Genomic DNA, 19,530 nt, shown 5'->3' with positions numbered 1-19,530 from the left:
ACTAGTTTAAATTTCAATCAACTAGATTAACCAATTGGCATAATATCGCTAGGTATTGTTAAGCGAGGTCTATCACTTTTGAGCTCATTTGTACCATGCCAAATATAGCTAGGAAAAATGATAATTTGTCCACTTTCAGGGCATATCTCGCGATCTATTGATTCTCTTTTTCCTAGATCAAGACATGTTTCTCCTAGCTTTAACCAGCCATTTTTAAGTGGATCATTTTTACTCATTTCATCAGGTATAGAAATATAGCTGGGTGCTGACAACCAACCGTGAGGATGAATATGATTGGCATGATATCCTCCATTTTCGAGTTTTACTGACCAGCTGCCTTTGGCAGTAAAGTTTAGGCTATTTCTTACCGTTAATGGGTGCATACTATCTGCTGGTAAATCATTTAAGTAAGTAGATATACATGACTCCATTGACTGCTTAAATAATGAGAGTAACGTATTTGAGCGATAGAGTAAGTGTCCTTCAGTTTGGCTTCCTCTTCGAACACTTTGATCAAGCGGGTCTTGTTCTTTAGTGTGTAAAGTAAGTAAGAGTTCCTTGAGATCCTTACCAAAAGAGTCAAACGACTTGTAGCCTTTAGGCGTAGGTAGAGCCATTGTTTTAACAAACATATCGTAATTAGTTAACCAATGATATTTATCGTCTTTAGCTAAGCGCCAAGCTGTGGATAAATAAGCCCAGATTTCTTGATTAAAAGGGTTGTGTTTAACTGCAGTGTTTAAGTGCAGTATTGCTTTTTTATATTCAAAATTTTCAATACAGTAGTTTGCCAAATCTACACTATATCTTGCTGATTGGGGAGCCTGTGATACAAGCTCATCTAATATAATGAATGCTTTATCACTTTGCCCATGCTTACCTAAAATGATGCCATGAGCATGTTTTATGTCTAAGTTATCAGGGAAGAGCCTAATTGCTTGTGAAGATACATCAAGGGCTTGATTAAAATCTTTAAAATGTAAAAGCTGAGCTAGTTGTGATTGAACTAGTTGTGGGTTTTTAGCATGATTTAAGAATGTACTATCGTAGGAGCTCATAAGGGCTGATTTGTTTGCACGATCCCAGTATAATTTATTTAAACACTCATGCGCAGGTATATAGTTAGGAGCCTGTTCAAGACATCGTTTTAAATACTGCTCACAGAGCTCAAACTTTAGTAAATCATAATAAGTACAGCCAATCAAAAAGTTAACCTCGGGGCTATACTTGTTCTGCTTATCGCTTAGCATTAAAAATATATCTAAAGCATTGTCGAATTTACCCATATTGCGAAAATTACAAGCACGTTTATATTTAAATAAAAATTGATTTTTTAAATCGGCAGGTAAAGACAGGTAATAGCTTTCAACTAACTCTAAGTCACCCAAACGTTCTAGTAATTCAAGCTTTAACCAGTGATATCTCTCTTTTAAGGTTTCATCAGATAAGGTTTTAGAAAGTTCCTTTTTTGCTTGTAACAACTGGTTGGTTTTGATCAAGCTTTCTATAAAATTCAGAGATACCTTTTCGCTTTGTGCCAAATACCTTGTGTTTTTTAAAAAGTTTAAACATAACGAATGTTTAGCAGTTCTGCATAGCAAGTTTGTATAGTTTTCAATTAGAGTGAGGGATGAAGGAAACTTATTTACTGCGTAAGAATATGTTTGTTCGGCATTTTCATTTTGGTTAAGTGCGCTATATGTAGCGGCAAGTAAAATATACCAATCAACAGTTTTAATATCACATTTGTTTAAAAAAAGAATAGCTTGGTTATATTGACGTGAATTATAAGCAGTGAGCGCAGAGTTAAGAAAGTTAGACATAAAACACCCTATTTTTCGTACTATGTTAACAGGGTGTTTTTTAAAGTTAAATAATAAAATTTATTAAAGGTCTTTTATTTTTACTGAGCCACTATTATCAGTTTCTTTTAGCTTGAGAGCTCTAATTTTTTCGAGCATTTCTGGAGAGAAGCGGCCAAAGTCCATCGTTTTCTCCGAAATAGAATTAGATAAAAAGCTTATGTTAACAGCACCTAATCCTGAACCTGCGCCATCAGCTCCTATTGGTTTTGATGAGTTATTTGCAACAGCATTGAGCATGGCGGCAGGATTTGTTGACGCTGCGCCACCAAACTTTCGCTCTGTGCCATAAATATCAGTGATTCTCCAATCTTCAATACCTATTTTAAAGCTCTTAGCATATTTTATATCAGAGCTCATTGGCGGGTTTGCATAGTCTTTTAGGTGCTCTCGTAAATCTTTCTCGAAGTTTTCGAATAATGGTTTAACTTGCTCATAGTACTTAGAGGCATAAAGGCGATTTTTTCGCTTGATACTAGTTCCTCTATTTGAATTGACAAATTCTTCAGCGTTTTCAACTAATTGATGATAAACCTTGTTTCCTTTATATGCTTCGGCACGAATGTTAGGACTTCCTATATTTCCTTGATAAAACCCATACATAACTATTGGCTTTTTTATACCAAACTTTTTAAAAACAATATTTTGTTGTATATCGTTTAAAGAAAGTTTATGGCCAGCAACATTTAAAAACTCATCCTCTAAAATTGAATTGCTGCCAAAGAGTAAATCTTCTGTATCGCGAATAGGATAGTGTGTGATTAGTTTTTCTAACATGGCTGTATTGTAAAGGTTTAACCAATAAGCAAGTTGCTCATCAAGGCTGAGTTCGTTAAGTGAGATTTCATTTGGCAGACTTTCTAGGCTAACTCTAATCTTATAAAAACCATCTTTAATCTCTGATTTTGTTACTTCTTCAAAGAAGAAACGATTTGCTTCTAATGCTGTGTCGTTATTTTTATGCGACTTCATTCTTGTACCGATAGAGGCTTGAGAATTTAGTTTGGAACGATCTGATGCTCCAGTATCAATTACAGTAAAACTTAGAAGAGTATCTAAGTCATCATATGAGACAGAAATATCTCTATTTAAACTAAAATCTGAAAATTCTTCCGGAAGTTCTTTTAAATCAGCGAAAGCTGAACAAGAGACAAGAAGTATAAAAATAAATGCGGAGTAGGTTTTCATAGCAATTCCTTTGTTTGTTAGGAACACCATCATCTACAAATGTTAATTCACTTTCAAGGTTTGTTTACATTTAATTTCATTTCATTAGCATGACTCCAAAAAGTGAAATATTGCTCTTTGGTTAATGGTGATTATATGGCAACGTGTTGATTTTTTGTTTCTTTAAGTTATTGTAAATTAATGTATTTTTTCGTTGTCAAAGTGTTGACCTTTTGCTTGAGTTGGGACTACTATTCAAATCGAAATAGGTACTGTGATGAATTGCAGACCGTTTTGAAAACAAAATAATTAAAAAATATTCTAGGGGTAATCCAATGTTAAATAATAAAATCTCGAAAGCTGTTCGCTTAGCGATAACTTTTGGTGCGGTATCTACCGCTGCTTTTTCTGCAAGCTCTATGGCCGCGGAAAAAGAAAAAGTTGAACGTATAGAAGTAACTGGATCTCGCATTAAACAAGTTGATATGGAAACATCATCACCAGTAACTGTTATTACCGCTGCAGATCTACAATTATCAGGTGAAGCATCAGTTGCTGATGTTTTAAATAATACTTCTGTAAATAGCTTTGGTTCATGGCGTGGTATGTCTGGCTACGGTAACGGCGCAGCAGCAACAAGTAATATTAACATGCGTGGCCTTGGGGCTGAGTACACATTAGTGCTACTTGACGGTCGCCGTATGCCTGGTACAAGTTCGTCTTCAGGCGCTGCCGCAGATACTTCTCGTATTCCAATGGCAATAGTAGAAAGAATTGAGATTCTTCGTGAAGGTGCTTCTGCTGTATATGGCTCAGATGCTGTTGCAGGTGTTATTAACATTATTACAAAAAAAGACTTTAACGGTTTAAGTTTTTCATATGATACTGAGCTACCTAGTGCCGAAGGTGGTGATACAAATCGTTTTAACGTAAGTACAGGTTACTCTGGTGAGAAGGGTAATATTACATTAACTTATGAATATTATGATGCTGAATCAGTATACGATAGAGATATTTGGAAATTAAATGATGAGACTTATGCTGATTATTCGTCATTTAGCTCAGTTCCAAATGGTAATGGTGCTAGTGGTTGGGTTACAAGCCCTACTATGTGTGCAGAATCAAATAACACGGTTGATGGTGGCACTCGCTGTTTATATAACTATGGTGCAGTAACTAAGTTATTTGGTGATACTACTCAGAACTCAATGCTTTCAAATTTCAATTATGAATTCACTGATAACTTAAAGTTCCGCGGTCGCGCAAGTGCATCACTTTCTGAAACTGATTCTCGCTATGCAGGTACACCTGTATCTACAAACCAACCAACTATGTTGGCTGATAATCCTTTAAACCCTGTAGGCGAAGATTTAACTCTATACATGCGCTCAGCTAACATTGGTGAGCGAGATACTCGTACTGAAATTAATAGTATTGATTTCTTAGGTGGTTTAGTCGGCTTTGTAGATGTTGCAAATGGTATTGACTGGGAATTTAATGTACAACACAGCCGTTCTACAACTAACTCATTCAATACAAACCTGATAAATGATGATGTTGTTCAGAAATTAATTGATAGCGGCGAATATGATATCTTTAATACATCAGGAATGAGCTTTGCTAACTGGGATAGCAGCATGAAAGACTTGTATGGGCAAGCTGCTCACACAGGTGTGTATCAAGCTCGTTTTACAAGTACTCAATTTGATACGGTAGCATCTACATTATTGTTTGATAATGGTGATGTTTCGATTGCTGGCGTAGTTGGTGCTGAATTTGAGCAAGTAGAATTTGAACAAATGAGTGACCCTCAATCGGCTTCAGGTCGTGTGTCAGGTGGCTCAGGTGGTGACGATGTTAATGCAGAACGTGATAGAACATCTGTATATTCAGAGCTTCAAGTAAACCTACCATACAATGTTGATATTAAAGCAGCTGTTCGATACGACAAGTACGAGCAAGAAGGTGACGTTGGTTCACAATTTGTATCAGGAACATTCGATAATGTTGCCCCTCAAATTGGTGTTGCATGGCGTCCTTCTGATGCGCTATTAGTGCGAGCTAGCTGGGGTGAATCGTTCCGTGCACCTAACATGGGCGAAATGTTCTCTAGTCAGGCACTAAGCTTCGAAAAAGCTTACGATACAATTTGGTGTGATACGCAAGGCAATGCAGGTTCTGATGCTATTTACTGTAACCCAAATGCTTCACAGCAACATAAAACTTGGTTTGGTGGCAATCCAGATCTTGAGCCAGAAGAAGGTGAATCATTTACAACAGGTTTTGTTTGGAATGTAACAGATGACTTATCTGTAGAGCTTTCTTACTATAATATTAAGTTAGAAAACAGAATTGCAGCAGTAAGTGTTGAACGTCTATTAAAAGACGAGCAAGACAATGGTTCTAACCCTGCAGTAGTTCGCGATCCAAATACAGGTCGTATTGATGTAATGTACAGCTTTGACCAAAATATGGCGAGTTTAGAAACATCAGGTTTTGATTTTAAAACAGCTTACATGTTTGAATCTAGCATTGGTAACTTCGCTCTTAAAGGTGAGTTAAGTTATGTAAGTGACTTTGAAGAAGTAACAGAAGAGGGTGCTGACGCATTCGATTACGCTGGTTTACAAGAGTACCCAGAGCTTCGTGGTAATGTTACTTTTGATTGGACTAATGATGCATTTGGTGCAGCATGGACTACATACTACATAGGCGACCAAGACTCAGGTAATGAAGAGTATGGTGTAACATATTTAGCTGATATTCCAAGCTATATTAAACACAATATCCAAGTATCATATAACCATGAGTGGAATGGTAAGTTTGTACTAGGTGTGAACAATGTGTTTGATAAAGAAGCACCACAGCTAAACGATGGCACTAGAGGTTATCGCGATGCTTCAACATCATTATATGATGTTTTAGGCCGAGCTGTATTTTTAAAAGTTGAACAAAACTTCTAAAAATCGTTTATAGATTATGTTTCGTCTTCAATACGTTGACGATTATAAAAAAAGGTCAGTTGCTTATGCTTCTGACCTTTTTACATTTGGTTTGCAATTTTATCTTTAAAATTTTAATTATGGTTTGTATGTACTTACTGGCCCACTTTATTTTTAAGTTTGTTACCTTGTGATTTTCCGATTATATTCACCTGACACGAAAAATAGATAATGTGGTTTTTAATTGAGTCGAAGTAATGATATTTGCAAATTACATATAAGTTTTTAGCTGCTTTATTGTACTGAAAGCTGGCATTTATTATTCAACGGATTAGTAGTGTTTTTTATCGACTATATATTTTATAAAATGAAGTTCCCTTATACATCGACAATTTATATTAAATTACTCCTAATTTAATAAGGTAGGACTAATAGCGTATATTTAACAGAGGGATTATTTAGTTTATATCTTGTAATAGTCATTCCTGAAAAATACCCTTATACTAAAAAAGAATAATTAAATAAATCCAATCACACAATTTAGCGAGATATAAATGAAAGAAGTCCGATCTTTTATTAAAACAGCATCATTAACGGATCTTGAAAAAGCTCAACAGCTTATCAATGATGCAATTTCAAAATATACCCAGCAGCAAAAAGCGAAACAGGAAGTTTTGGATCTTTTAAAAGAAAAAGGACTTACGCTAGAAGATTTACAAGATGGAGCATCTGACAAACGTACTAAAGTTAAGCCTAAGTACCGCATGGAACTTAATGGTGAGACTATTGAATGGACAGGCCGTGGCCGTCGTCCTAAAGCGTTTGAAGGTGTTGAGCTTGAGAAATTTTTAGCTTAAAGCTAAATATAAGAGAAGCTTCGGCTTCTCTTTTTTGTTTACCCCTCAATAAAATATAATTAAAGTTTAAAACTCCCAGCTATTATTTGCTAAAATCTCTTCACTCAAACTTATTTGTTTTCCCATGAGCTATAAACTAAGACCTTACCAGCAAGAAGCCGTAGAACGAACCGTTTTACACTTTAGAAAGAGTAATGATCCTGCCGTTATTGTGCTACCGACCGGTGCAGGTAAAAGCCTTGTTATAGCTGAACTTGCCCGTATTGCTAAGCAAAAAATATTAGTACTTGCTCATGTAAAAGAGTTGGTAGAGCAAAACTCGCAAAAGTATAAAAGTTTTGGTTTAGAGGCGAGTATATTTTCAGCCGGTTTAAAAGAAAAGTCATTAAACCATCAAGTAACCTTTGCTAGTGTGCAATCACTTTCTCGTAATTTAAATAAATTAAATGAGCATTATTCGTTACTTATTATTGATGAATGCCACAGGGTAAATGGGGATAAAAAAAGCCAGTACGGAAAAGTAATAAGCAGTTTAAAAGAATATAACCCTCAGTTAAAAGTATTGGGTTTAACAGCAACACCTTATCGGCTAGGAACGGGGTGGATATACCATCATCATTATCATGGCTTTGTTAAAGGGACTAAAGAAAGCCCGTTTAAAAGTTGTATTTTTGAATTGCCGCTCAGGTATATGATCAAACATAATTATTTAACGCCGCCAAACGAAGTTGATGCAGCGATTAGCCATTATGATTTTTCATCTTTAGATAGTAATGCATTTGGGCAATATACGACTGATGATATGAATGCGCTTTTAAAAAACAGTGAGCGCGCAACGAAAGCTATATTACAGCAAGTAATTCAATACAGTGAAGAGCGTGAAGGTGTTATGGTTTTTGCCGCCACGGTAATGCATGCTCAGGAAATATTAAGCTACCTACCAGCTCATCAAAGTGCACTTATAACAGGTGATACGCCAAACACTGAGCGCGATAAAATCATTAAGCAATTTAAAACTAAGCAATTAAAGTATCTAGTTAATATATCGGTACTAACAACCGGCTTTGATGCGCCACATGTCGACTTTATAGCTATTTTAAGACCTACAGAATCAGTTAGTTTATATCAACAAATTGTGGGGCGAGGCTTGAGGCTATCTGAATCAAAAACGGATTGCTTAGTAATAGATTATGCTGGCAATGGTTTTAATTTATTTCACCCAGAAGTAGGCGATAAAAAAGGCGATAGTGATAATGAACCTGTGCAGGTACTTTGTCCTGGCTGTGGTTTTGCGAATATATTTTGGGGTAAAACTGATTCCGCAGGAAAAGTAATAGAGCACTTTGGCAGGCGCTGTAAAGGGCTGTTAGAAGATGATGATGGGCATAAAGAGCAGTGCGATTATCGTTTTAGGTTTAAAGAGTGTGAGCAGTGCGGTGCCCAAAATGATATTGCTGCACGTAAATGTCATGATTGCGGCTCAGTAATGGCCGACCCTGATGATAAGTTACGTAATGCATTAAACTTAAAAGACGCACTTGTGCTTCGATGTAGTGGGTTGTCGGTAACTCAAATTAAAGATGAACTTATTAAAATAACGTATTTTGATGAAGATGGTGCAAGTTGCGATGAAGTATATAACCTCGCAAATAAAGGCGGGCAATTTATATTTAATAAGCAATTTGGTCTACGAGTAGGACTTGGACAAACACCTATTAATTTTAAAACTGCAGAGCAAGTAGTAAAAGCACAATTTGAATTAGTACCACCGGATTTTGTTATTGCACGAAAAAGCAAAAAGTATGGTTGGAAAGTGGCTGATAAACTATTTGACTATAAAGGGGGTTTTAGAAAGGCAAATCAGTTAAGCCGCTAAGCTTAACTGATAGAGTACATTGAACTAAAAGGCGATTAAGCCTCGTCACCGTCCATTAATCCCCAGCCATCACCGTATCCATTAAAGCTATTAGCAATACTTTCAATGTATTGCTCTGCTTGTCCTAGAAGGGTGTGCTCTGGCACCATTTGTACTTGAGTGATTACTTCCCAAACGCCAGTGTCTTTACATTTTTCAAGCTCAGCATTTTGAACTAATGCATCAGAGACTATTTCTTTAGCAAATTTTTCAGCATCGGCTTCTTGTTCAAATAAAATAAAAAAATCGACTTGGTGCATTTTATTTAAATCAATGCCAGCAGCGGCTATTTCGGCTAAAAGTTGGCCGTTATCATCATCAGGGAATTGCATTAAAAACTCATTTAAAATTAATTTTTTATTCGTAGGCACTATTGTAACTAAAATATTGTCTTAACGCGTACTAATTTTAATTATGCTGATATTTATTCAAAGTTAAATTTACGCGTTAGATTGTTATTAAGTTAATGTGTTGCTCATTATGGCTATGCTAATATGCGGGTAATTAACCAGTTTTTTGTAAGATATTAAAAGTAAGGATATTTACTTGTTTATTAAGTTTTTACGTTGCATGTGTGTTGTGAGCGCTTTAATTGCGACAAATAGCTATGCGGCAGAAAAAGTCATAGAAGATTACGAAATTGAAGGGTTAAGTGGCGATTTAGAAAATAACGTAGCTCTTTACCTCAAGCAGTTAATTGGCGAGAAGCCAACCCGTACACTTCGCCGTTATGCTCAAAAACAAGTACAAAATAGCATCAAAGCACTTGGCTATTATAGCCCGACCGTCGAGGTTATTTATGATAAAGACGACAGCGAGCTAATTGTTAAAGTTGAACGGGGGCCTGCAACTCGCATAGAAGCAATTAATATTACGCTAAACGGTGATGGTCAAAGTGATACTCAATTACAGGCATTGATTAAAAGCAATCACTTAAAGCAAGGTGATGTTTTAAATCATGGTAAATATGACTCTGCTCATAAAAAAATAGAATCTATGTTGCTGGAGCTTGGTTATTTTGATGCTAAGTGGCCAGCGCGCAAATTAGAAGTGTCGCTTAAAAAAAATAGTGCTGTTATTACTTTCATAATTGATACCGGAGTTAGGTATCAATTTGGCGATATACAAATTGCCAGTAGTACACCCGCTGAAAAATACATACGCTCTATAGCGCCTTTCTCGCAGGGCCAACCTTATAAATCAACACATATTGCTGACTATAACTTGGATTTATCAAGTACCCCTTATTTTGCCAGTGTACGTGTTTATGCTGACATTGCAGCGCGCAAAAACAGCCAAGTACCGATTAAAGTTGAAGTATTACCCAAGCCAGCTAACAGCTATGAAATTGGCGGTGGTTTTAGTACTGACTTAGGGCCCAAGGTGCGTTTTAAATGGAGTAAACCGTGGATCACAGAAGACGGCCATTACCTCGAAACTAATTTAAATGTGGCACAAAAGCAGCAAGATATTTCCATGGCTTATACAATTCCGGTTGATGATCCTAATGATGATTTATGGCGATTCTCTGTCGGTTATAAATTAGAAGATGAGCTTACAAACGACACTTACAGTGAAATATTAACAGGGCAAGTTCAGCGCCAATGGTTGACCGAAAATAAGTGGGTGCGTACTGCATTTTTACGCCGCGACCAAGAAACCTACCGTATTGGTGATGAAGACGAAGAAAGTACCGAAATGTTAATGCCGGGCATTAGCTACGCGCGCAAAAAATCAAAAGGCGGCACGACTCCTTATTGGGGAGAGCAGTGGCTTATATCTGCTGAGTTTGGCTTAGATGATGTGCTTTCGAGTACTAATCTGATTAGGGTGCAAATGCAACATGCATGGCTACGCACTTATTTTGACCGCCACTTGGTGTTTTTAAAAGCGAATGTGGGGGCAATGCTTGTTGATGATATTAACAACGTGCCATTTTCACTTCGGTTTTACGCAGGTGGCGATCAAAGCGTTCGTGGTTTTGCGTACCAATCAATTTCGCCTGAGAACGATGACGGCGAGCTAATAGGTGGTAAGTATTTACTATCGGGCACGATGGAATATAACTACCAGTTTGCTAAAAATTGGCGAGCAGCTTTATTTGTTGATGGTGGTACTGCGACTAATGATTTTTCTGATGATTTTGAAGTAGGTGCTGGTTTTGGTTTTCGCTATTTAACACCCGTTGGCCCCGTGCGTATAGACCACGCTTGGGGATTAACAAAAGAAAGTAAAAGCACACGTTTAAGTATTACCATAGGGCCAGAAATTTAATGTCAGTATTAAAAAAGATAACAGCCGCCGTAAGTGCTATTTTTGTCACGTTAGTTGTTGCACTATTTTGTTTGTTATTTACCGCACCCGGTAATCAATTTATTGCTTATAGTGCAAACAAAGCGGTAGATGGACTACATATTGAAATTAAAGATGGCCGTTTTATTTATAATGATGCCTTTAATGTACGCTTTGCTAGCAACGGATTGGACTTTAATGCACAACAATTGAAAATTGATTTGTTTTGGTGGCAGTGCGATGGAATTTGTATAGATAACTTAAGTGCTAAATCTATAAATTTAACATTACCAAAAACTGCAGAGTCACAAGAAGAAGCCGCGGCAGAGCCGCTTGAAAAAATCAGCTTACCTTTTAATATTGCTGTAAAAAACATTGCGATCAATAAATTTACTCTAGAGCATCCAAGTGCAAACGTAAGCGTTAATAACTTTAAACTCTCAGCAAAAGCAGAGGGTTCAAAGCTGACGGTTAAAAGCCTGAATATTCCCATCATACTTGTTGCCTTAAAAGAGCAAGAACAAGATGCGAAAACACAAACGGCGCAAAATACTCAAGCGCCTTTAACGCACCTACCCGCATTGCCTAATATAGAATTTACTTCGCCACTTGATTTAGTTGTTGAAGACTTTGAAATAGCTAAAATTACGATTGAGCAAAACGAAGCCCAACATGTTATTGAAAACATCTCGCTGCAATTAAGTGTGGAAGATGCGGTTATTAATTTAGAGTCATTCTCAGCAAAGTATGAACAGTGGCAGCTTAATACGCATCTTAATGCTGAGCTTGCAGGGAATTTGCCCGTGAAAGGGGATGTTGTTTTACAAAGTGACGAGCACCAAGCCAATTTGCAGTTGAATGGCGACTTATCAAATCTAAACTTAAATTTAGAAACACAGGGGCAATATCCGCTTAGTTTAACGGCAACGGCAAATTTAAAGCAAAAAAACTATCCATTTGAGTTAAATGGAAAAATTAAGCTGTGGCTTATTGATGCACAAAGTAATGAACTTAAAGTACGAAATGTTAGCCTTAACGCACAAGGTAATGCTGACGACTATCAGCTTAGCCTACAGGCGAATAGCCAACTAGGCGCGTACCCAGCTGTTGACTTAAATACCCAATTAAAAGGCAGTCTTACCAAAGCAACTTTACAAGCGCTAAGCATTAAAGCAAACGAAAGCAGTGCAACTATAAAAGCCAATGTTGATTGGCAAAAAGGCATACAGGCTAACTTTAATGGCACGGTTGCTAACTTAAAAGCGCAGTACTTAACTGATGCCGCTACCAGTGATATTTCGGGACAGTTTAAAGGCTCGTTTAATGCAGCTGACGATAAGTGGCAGCTACAAATGAATAATACAAAGTTAAGCGGATTACTTAACGACGTGCCACTAGAATTTGCCTCAAACTTTAAGCTAGACAACACGTTAAAAGCTAATATTGATAGCTTTTATTTAAGTAGCGGCACCAATAAATTAGCACTAAGCGGGCAAGTTGATGATACTTGGCAGGTTGATGGCAAAGTAACGCTAAAAAGTGATGAAAAAGCTAATATTCCATTTACTGCCGACGGCAACGCAAATTTAAAAGTGAGAGGGGAAAGATTAACGCCCTCTGTTGATTTAGCACTAATACTAGATCGCTTTATTTTTGATGAAATAAACATTAATAAATTATCAGTAAAAGGGCAGTTAGATACCGCAGCCGATTGGCAAACCGATGTTTCGGTAAGTGTTGGTTCGGCGCTGGTGGCCGAACAGCAAATTAATAGCGTTAAAATTGATATTAGCGGCGACAAAACAGATCATCAACTTACGGCATCTGTAGATGCCGAGCAAGGCAGTATAGAGCTTGAAGTTAATGGCAAAATTAATAATACCACTTGGAATGGCGAGCTTAGTAATGTAACGCTTAGCGATAAAAAGCTTAGTTTTAGTAATACTAGAAATATTGCCATTATGGTTAATACGCAAAGTGGCGACTTTGATGTAAGTGCACATTGTTGGGCATCTGAGCAAAGTGAATTATGTATAGACACCTTAGCGCAGTCAAAAAATCTCGGTCAGCTAAATGCTAAACTAAGCAATTTAGCACTTGAGGAGCTTAAGCACTTTTTACCTAATAGCATTCGTACTCGCGGTAATATAGCTGGCGATGTAGCACTTAATTGGCAAAGCGGCGCGCTTAAAACATTACGCGCAAATATCGATTCTAGCGACTTAGAAGCAGTGCTAACCTCGGAAGAAGATCGTTTTAAATTACCAATCGAAACATTAAGTATTAGTGCGTTTTCGGATTCTCAAATTGGCAAGCTTGAAGCTAATTTAGAATCAAGTGTATTAGGCAAAATTAATACACAAATTAATATCGACGATATACAAAATACGCAAGCGCTTAATGGCACCATTAATATTGATAAAATACTCCTTTCAGACTTACAACCTTTTCTTGAAACCCTCGAGCAGTTAAAAGGTGATATTAGCGGTAAAGTGGCGTTAGCAGGTACGTTAAAAGATCCTTTATTAAATGGGGAGCTTAATGTTAGCGATATTAGTTTAGAGGGCGAGCAATTACCTATAGCGCTGCAAAACTCAAATATAAACGTATTGTTTGATAAAACAACAGCCACAATAAAAGGCAACTTAAACGACAATCAAGGCGGTAAAATAAATCTAACCGGTGACGTTGATTGGCAAGGTGCGCAGCCTGCTGTAAATGTTGCGGTAGTTGGCGAGCAGTTTTATGTACGTGCGCAGCAAGGGGTCACTTTTAAAGTATCGCCGGATTTAAAAATAGGCTTGGCTAATAATGCACTCAAGCTTGCTGGTGAGGTAGTTGTGCCTTACGGTCGTATAATGATTGAAGAGCTTCCTGAGGGCGCGGTGCAAGTTAGCGATGATGAAATTATTGTTGATCAAAAAACTGAGGCCACAGAAACAGTTCCGTTTGATTACGACATAGATTTAAAAGTGATTGTTAAAAACGATGTAAAAGTAGAGTCGTTTGGCTTGGAATCAAAAGTTGCGGGTGATTTAGCGATAAAAATGAGTCAAGGTGCGCCAATCATAGCCACAGGTGAGCTTAACTTAATTGAAGGTACTTACTTAGCCTTTGGACAAGATTTAATAATCAGCACCGGGCAAGTAGGTTTTAGCGGTTCAATTGAACAACCATTTTTAAATATTAAAGCAATACGTAATCCCGATACGACTGCAAATGGTGTCATTGCAGGGGTTACGCTCACGGGTAATGTTGAACAACCAACGCTTAAAATATTTTCTGAGCCTGCGATGGATCAAGCACAAGCACTTGCATATTTACTTAATGGCCAACCTTTAGGTGATGGAGAAAGTTCGTCAAGCGATGCTATGCTTACGCAGTTATTACTTTCTCAAGGGGTTAGCCGCAGCGAAGGGGTTGTTTCTAAGGTAGGTGAAACCTTTGGGTTGTCAGATGTAAGTTTAAGCTCATCAGGTAGTGGTGATAGTACCAAAGTAGAAATATCAGGATACGTAGCACCCAGTTTGCAAGTTAAATATAGCGTGGGTGTATTTGATTCGCTCAGTGAAGTGGCTGTGCGTTATCAGTTACTTTCACAGTTATACATAGAAATAACGAGCGGCCTATATCAAAATGTTGATGTGCTATATAAGTTTGATTGGGAATAACCAAAGCTATAATAATTATAAGGATATGAGCGATGAAAAAAATTATATTGCCGGCTCTGCTTAGTGTTTTATTAAGCGGTTGTGCTCAACAACTAGGTGAGGATTTTGCTAAACAAGAGCTACCTTTATTGAGCGCGAGTGAGGTAATTGCTAGTGCAACAGATAATGACTGGCGAGTAGTGGATGCTCAAAATATTTTAAAGGTAACGCTGCCAACGGGCGATGCGTATATTGAACTTAATGAACTGCTTGCCCCAAAGCACGCTCAAAACATTAAAAAGTTAGCGCGAGAAGGGTTTTATAAAAATACCAGCGTTTATCGGTTTGTTGAGGGTTTTGTGGCGCAAGGTGGCGACAGCTCGGGTAAAAAGTTAATTAAAACTGCGGATAAAACAGTCCCCGCTGAGTTTTATTTAAAAACAAACAAACCACTTTTAATTACTGAGCTAAATGGCGACGGGTATGCACCAGTTACCGGCTTTTTAAACGGCTTTGCAGTAGCTCAAAATTCAGCCCATACGCAAACATGGCAAGTGCATTGTAGTGGCGTGTTTGCCATGGCGCGCGACAACGATATAAATAGTGCGAGCACGGAGTTTTTTGTAACGATAGGGCAAAGCCCGCGCTACCTTGATAAAAACATTACGGTGTTTGGTCGAGTGCTAGAAGGTATAGAGCATTTTAACCGTTTAGCGCGTACACCAACTGAAGGAAAAGCATTTAACCCAATTACCAATATACAAGTACTTGGTGATGTACAAAGCGATAAAAGTATATTTAAAGTGATGAAAACAAACTCACCGGTGTTTAAAAACTTGATCAGTGCTCGTAAAAGCCGTATTGAACCATGGTTTGTTAAATCACATAACTACGTTGATGTGTGTGGTATGCCTATACCCACTAAGCGCGAAGTTAATTAAAGAATGTAAAAAGGAGCCTAGGCTCCTTTTTTAATACCCATATTCCAGCTTAAAATAACCTACTGACGATTAATTTTAACTGCAAATGGCGTATCGTTATAATGCGTAGAGCGATACGGGTTTATATCAAGCCCACCGCGACGAGTGTAACGCGCGTAAACCTCTAACTCTTTAATATTAAGTTGTGTTGTTAAATCGCTATAAATACGTTCAACACACTGCTCATGAAATTCGTTATGCGTTCTGAACGAAATTAAATAACGCAGTAACGACTCGCGGCATATTTGCTCGCCTGTGTATCGTATAATTACACTTGCCCAGTCAGGCTGGGAGGTAATTAAACAGTTTGATTTAAGTAAATGGCTGTAGAGCGTTTCTGTTACTACGTTATCATTCTTTGCTTTAAGTGAATTAGCATCAATATCGTAATTATTAATTTCAATATCTAAGTCATCAATACATTCACCTGGCAACGCCGTACACGGTAAGCAATTGTAATCATCAGGATTATATAAAGTCACTTTGACAGGGCTGTTAACCGCGTTTGATAAGTCATCAATTAAGTGCTGTTTTACTACATCAATGCTTTCAAATCGGGTTTGGTTAAAGCTATTTAAATAAAGTTTAAACGACTTTGACTCAATAATATGGCTGCTTTGGCATTCAAAGGTAAATAAGGCTACGGCAACTTGCGGTTTACCTTTATTGTTTAGCCATGAAAGCTCGTAACCTGTCCAAATGTCTTGGCCTTTAAATGGAAGCTCTGCTTCGTCAATATTTAAAGCATCACGATTTAGTTTGCGCGCAATAGGGAAAAGCAAGCTTGGCGTGTACACATCTACATACTCAGTAGATTGGCCTAATACGCTACCTTTAAGGTCTGGAGAATTGCTGTAATCTGTCATGTTTGCTCTTAAATAGTTACAATAGGGACATTATATCTAATTTAAATGAGTTTCACAGTATGTCTGTTGTATTGCTTATAGAACAACTTCATCAAACATTTAGCGAAAATACCCTGAAAAATACCGCAAAGTACCCACTTATTGTGCACGACGAGCAATGGCCAAGCCCGTGTGAAGTTGGCGAGGTGGACGAGCAAGGAAACATTCAATGGCAGGGGGCGCGTCAGCAACCTGCAGGTTCGCTTAATGATTTAGCCAGTGCACTAGAACTTGAGTTTCCAAAAGCGCTTAGCGAGCTATACGGACATATGTACGGTGGAAGTATTTTAGCAAGTATTGATGGGCATCAGGTTGAATTACTACAAGCATGGAACGAAGAAGACTTTAATTTGCTACAGCAAAATATAACGGGCCACGTTTTAATGAAACGCAAGCTCAAGCAGCCAGAAACAGTATTTATTGGTTTAACAGAACAAGATGATTTACTAGTAAGTGTATTGGTGCACACTGGTGAAGTATGTTTAGAGTTTGTCGGCAAAAAAACACACCATGTACTTGCACCTAACATTAATGCTTTTTTAAAGGCATTAGAGGTTTAAAACGTGTTTAATAAATCAGCTTAGCGTTATCACTAAGCTGATTATAAGCGCTCACTAAAGTTGTTACTGAAAATCCCACGATATATTAGACACTAAGCCACACGGCTCACATCTAAAATCGAATAACCCAAACCACGACTCAGGTAATTTCCAATCGCCATTGCAGCTAGGGCATTTTCGTTCAAGTTCAGACGCTTTATCTACGCCGCCTACACGGTATAAATAATAATAGGTTGGCTTTTTAGTTAAAAAACTAATTCGCTTTGTTATGTCTTTTCCGCGTCTGTATAAGTCGCTTTGGATACTCGATATTTCTTCAAGCGCCGGAAACTCACAACGGGTTGCGCCATTAATTTGAATTTGATCGCAGGCTTGCCAATCTTCTTGCCATTTTATAAGCGTTTTATAGTCACCATTAGCAATTGCCGGAATACGAAATAACGGCACAGGCAAAAAGTCATCACCACAATAAAGCGGGCTACACGTATGCACATAGGTTGTGTATAAAATATAACTTGATGGTTCTTTACAGCAGTCAGCACCATTGGAGTGAATATCTTGTCCAATCACTTTTACTTTTGGCGCAAGTAGCCCCGCACTATGTAACTTTTCGATACTGTGCTTAACAAACGGGCTGTTATTTAGCGGGTGCATTGCATCTTCAGTAGGGCACATTACACGGGTAATAAAAAATCCATCTTTTAAAACGGTTGGAAATTCTTCCCCCATTATTTGACCATTAAAACGCAGTGCATTTACTAAGCGATTTATTGCTTGTTCGGCTTGTTCTAGGGTGGTGTCTTGGTAGCAATCAAAAGTTAAATCAACAACGAACATTTATAGTCTCAAATTATTTTTGTTCTAGCAGTGCAAGAAGTTTATCGAGTTTTTGCTCAATTCTATCTAATTGACTTGTTTTAAGCTCAGTACTATCTGACTGCTGTGGGTTTCTCATGAAGTTATTTATTGAATCAGGATTGTTTTTATATTGGCTTACTGCTGCAATAATCATCGGCATAGGAACCGGTTGCGCCAAACGGCTTTTAGTTAGTGCTACAGTAGGGGTTTTGCCTTCATCAAGAAGGGCTTTAATTGCATCAAATACAACTGAATTCATTAGATATATAACTCTTTAATAAAATAAATACGCAGCATATAAATGCTGCGCAGATGCTATGTTAGCAATAAATAAGGGAGGGTACATTAAATAAAATTACTTACTTTGACGAATGCGTACATCTAACTCGTCAATTACTTCACTCCAATCACCGTCTTGTGCAAGCGATTCAGCTAAAAAGTGCTGTTGTGCCTCATCCCAAAAAGAAGCTTCTTGGAGTAGCGTTGTGTCTTCTAATTCATGTGAGGCAATAAATGCATCTATTTGTTCATCAGAATTAGGTAATCCAAGTTGTGCAAATAGTGTATTGATGTCGTGTTTAGTCGTATCCATGATATTGCTCCTTTAAACGAATGAAAACTTATTCTAAGGATTAACTCTACTCCTAGCTAGTTAAACTCTCGCTGAATTTACGGTTAATAATTTTAGGTATATAGTTAGGTATAAAGTTAAACAGTCTACAGCTAAAATAATAAAGGAAATACAATGAGTGTAACCACGCCAGCTGATACGTTCAGCGTACAGTATTTAGCCGCAGAAGATATTAGCACTGCAGCAAGCCTAATTTATCAGGCTTATCATGACGATCCTGTATTACAAAACATGCTTAGCTACAATGACGAAAATAAATCAGTATACGAAAAAAAATTACGATCATTAATTCGCGAAGAGCTCAGTAGTTTTTGGCAAGAAAAGCAGCCATTAATTGGTTTATACCGCAACGATAAATTAAAAGCAGTAGCGTGTGTATTTGAATCTAATAGCCAATTACAAGCGCAGCGTTATTGGCACTGGCGTTTAAAATTAATGCTGAGTGCGGGCTACTTACAAACAAATCAATTAATAGATAAAGAACAAACAATTAGAGATGCCCTTAAAGAGAAAGGCAATTACTACTTTTTAGCTTTTATTGCCGTAGATCCACATTTTCATGGGCAAGGGTTTGGTCGTTACTTACTACGAGGGCTTGATGATTTAGTTAAATGTAACGCTGAGTCAACGGGGATGGCTGTATTTGTAACGCGTAAAGAGCACACTGAATTTTTTAAAACCGAAAAGTTTGAAGCATTTAAACACCTTACTTTTAACCAAGTAGAGGGCGAGTTACTGTTTAAATCAATAATTGAGCCAACTATTTAAAATTATGATGTAAGCCAATGCGCCCAAACGGACATAAGGCCGTGAGATATATCTCACATTATCGTGAGCATTGTCAGTTAAAGGCTATTAATAAGTAGCCTTTTTCCATTCAAGCTATTGTTATTTAAAGTTTATTTTTATTT

At 37.4% G+C, this 19,530-nt stretch carries 15 protein-coding genes; 8 read left to right on the top strand and 7 right to left on the bottom strand.

Annotated elements, in window-relative coordinates; genetic code table 11:
• Positions 1–26 precede the first annotated feature (26 nt).
• Together CXF64_RS12705 and CXF64_RS12700 are read right to left on the bottom strand one after the other, a co-directional pair.
• Positions 27–1,823: a 2OG-Fe(II) oxygenase family protein gene (locus tag CXF64_RS12705; RefSeq protein ID WP_101217192.1), complete on the bottom strand. Its 1,797-nt coding sequence runs from the start codon at positions 1,821–1,823 to the stop codon at positions 27–29.
• Between the two features lie 63 nt (positions 1,824–1,886).
• Positions 1,887–3,050, bottom strand: coding sequence for a DUF547 domain-containing protein (locus CXF64_RS12700; RefSeq protein ID WP_157823670.1), 1,164 nt, complete (start codon positions 3,048–3,050; stop codon positions 1,887–1,889).
• A 314-nt stretch (positions 3,051–3,364) separates the two neighbouring features.
• Between CXF64_RS12700 and CXF64_RS12695 the strand changes: the two genes are divergently transcribed.
• From CXF64_RS12695 to CXF64_RS12685, 3 genes are all read left to right on the top strand, one after another.
• A complete protein-coding gene (locus tag CXF64_RS12695) occupies positions 3,365–5,992 on the top strand; it encodes a TonB-dependent receptor (protein ID WP_101217190.1) in 2,628 nt (875 codons plus the stop codon).
• 533 nt (positions 5,993–6,525) lie between these two features.
• A complete protein-coding gene (locus CXF64_RS12690; protein WP_007586043.1) occupies positions 6,526–6,828 on the top strand; it encodes an H-NS histone family protein in 303 nt (100 codons plus the stop codon).
• 124 nt (positions 6,829–6,952) lie between these two features.
• Positions 6,953–8,704 (top strand): DEAD/DEAH box helicase, encoded by a 1,752-nt coding sequence (locus CXF64_RS12685; RefSeq protein WP_101217189.1) that lies wholly within the window; start codon positions 6,953–6,955, stop codon positions 8,702–8,704.
• Positions 8,705–8,739: 35 nt separating this feature from the next.
• Here the strand turns inward: CXF64_RS12685 and CXF64_RS12680 are convergent, their stop codons facing one another.
• Complete coding sequence (locus CXF64_RS12680) at positions 8,740–9,075, bottom strand: ribonuclease E inhibitor RraB (protein ID WP_007378192.1); 336 nt, start codon at positions 9,073–9,075, stop codon at positions 8,740–8,742.
• A 214-nt stretch (positions 9,076–9,289) separates the two neighbouring features.
• On the opposite strand from CXF64_RS12680, the gene CXF64_RS12675 reads away from it, so the two are divergent.
• From CXF64_RS12675 to CXF64_RS12665, 3 genes are read left to right on the top strand one after another with little or no spacing between them, the layout of a single operon-like run.
• Entirely contained in the window at positions 9,290–11,017 is a 1,728-nt protein-coding gene (locus tag CXF64_RS12675; RefSeq protein ID WP_007378193.1) for an autotransporter assembly complex protein TamA, read from the top strand.
• Entirely contained in the window at positions 11,017–14,706 is a 3,690-nt protein-coding gene (gene tamB, locus CXF64_RS12670) for an autotransporter assembly complex protein TamB (RefSeq protein WP_101217188.1), read from the top strand. Before CXF64_RS12675 ends, tamB begins: the two co-directional genes overlap by 1 nt.
• A gap of 32 nt (positions 14,707–14,738) precedes the next feature.
• Positions 14,739–15,626 carry a peptidylprolyl isomerase gene (locus CXF64_RS12665; RefSeq protein ID WP_101217187.1) on the top strand — a complete coding sequence of 296 codons (888 nt, stop codon included), beginning with the start codon at positions 14,739–14,741 and terminating at the stop codon, positions 15,624–15,626.
• Between the two features lie 59 nt (positions 15,627–15,685).
• On the opposite strand, the gene queF is transcribed toward CXF64_RS12665, so the two are convergent.
• Positions 15,686–16,531, bottom strand: coding sequence for an NADPH-dependent 7-cyano-7-deazaguanine reductase QueF (gene queF, locus CXF64_RS12660; protein WP_101217186.1), 846 nt, complete (start codon positions 16,529–16,531; stop codon positions 15,686–15,688).
• 59 nt (positions 16,532–16,590) lie between these two features.
• On the opposite strand from queF, the gene syd reads away from it, so the two are divergent.
• Positions 16,591–17,130 carry a SecY-interacting protein gene (gene syd / locus CXF64_RS12655; RefSeq protein ID WP_101217185.1) on the top strand — a complete coding sequence of 180 codons (540 nt, stop codon included), beginning with the start codon at positions 16,591–16,593 and terminating at the stop codon, positions 17,128–17,130.
• Positions 17,131–17,193: 63 nt separating this feature from the next.
• Here syd and CXF64_RS12650 read toward each other — a convergent pair whose 3' ends face one another.
• The 3 genes from CXF64_RS12650 to CXF64_RS12640 form a co-directional block, all read right to left on the bottom strand.
• Complete coding sequence (locus CXF64_RS12650) at positions 17,194–17,967, bottom strand: Zn-ribbon-containing protein (RefSeq protein ID WP_002958242.1); 774 nt, start codon at positions 17,965–17,967, stop codon at positions 17,194–17,196.
• Between the two features lie 13 nt (positions 17,968–17,980).
• Entirely contained in the window at positions 17,981–18,247 is a 267-nt protein-coding gene (locus CXF64_RS12645; protein ID WP_010553684.1) for a hypothetical protein, read from the bottom strand.
• A 96-nt stretch (positions 18,248–18,343) separates the two neighbouring features.
• On the bottom strand, positions 18,344–18,580 hold the full coding sequence (locus CXF64_RS12640) for a DUF2789 domain-containing protein (protein WP_002958240.1): 237 nt from the start codon (positions 18,578–18,580) through the stop codon (positions 18,344–18,346).
• 153 nt (positions 18,581–18,733) lie between these two features.
• Between CXF64_RS12640 and CXF64_RS12635 the strand changes: the two genes are divergently transcribed.
• Positions 18,734–19,387 (top strand): GNAT family N-acetyltransferase, encoded by a 654-nt coding sequence (locus tag CXF64_RS12635; RefSeq protein WP_008169301.1) that lies wholly within the window; start codon positions 18,734–18,736, stop codon positions 19,385–19,387.
• Positions 19,388–19,530: the final 143 nt, after the last annotated feature.

The sequence above is a fragment of the Pseudoalteromonas sp. GutCa3 genome, from assembly GCF_002836155.1.
Lineage (GTDB): Bacteria > Pseudomonadota > Gammaproteobacteria > Enterobacterales > Alteromonadaceae > Pseudoalteromonas > Pseudoalteromonas arctica.
Note: the sequence above shows the minus strand (reverse complement) of the source record. Positions and strands in the feature narration are given on the sequence as shown.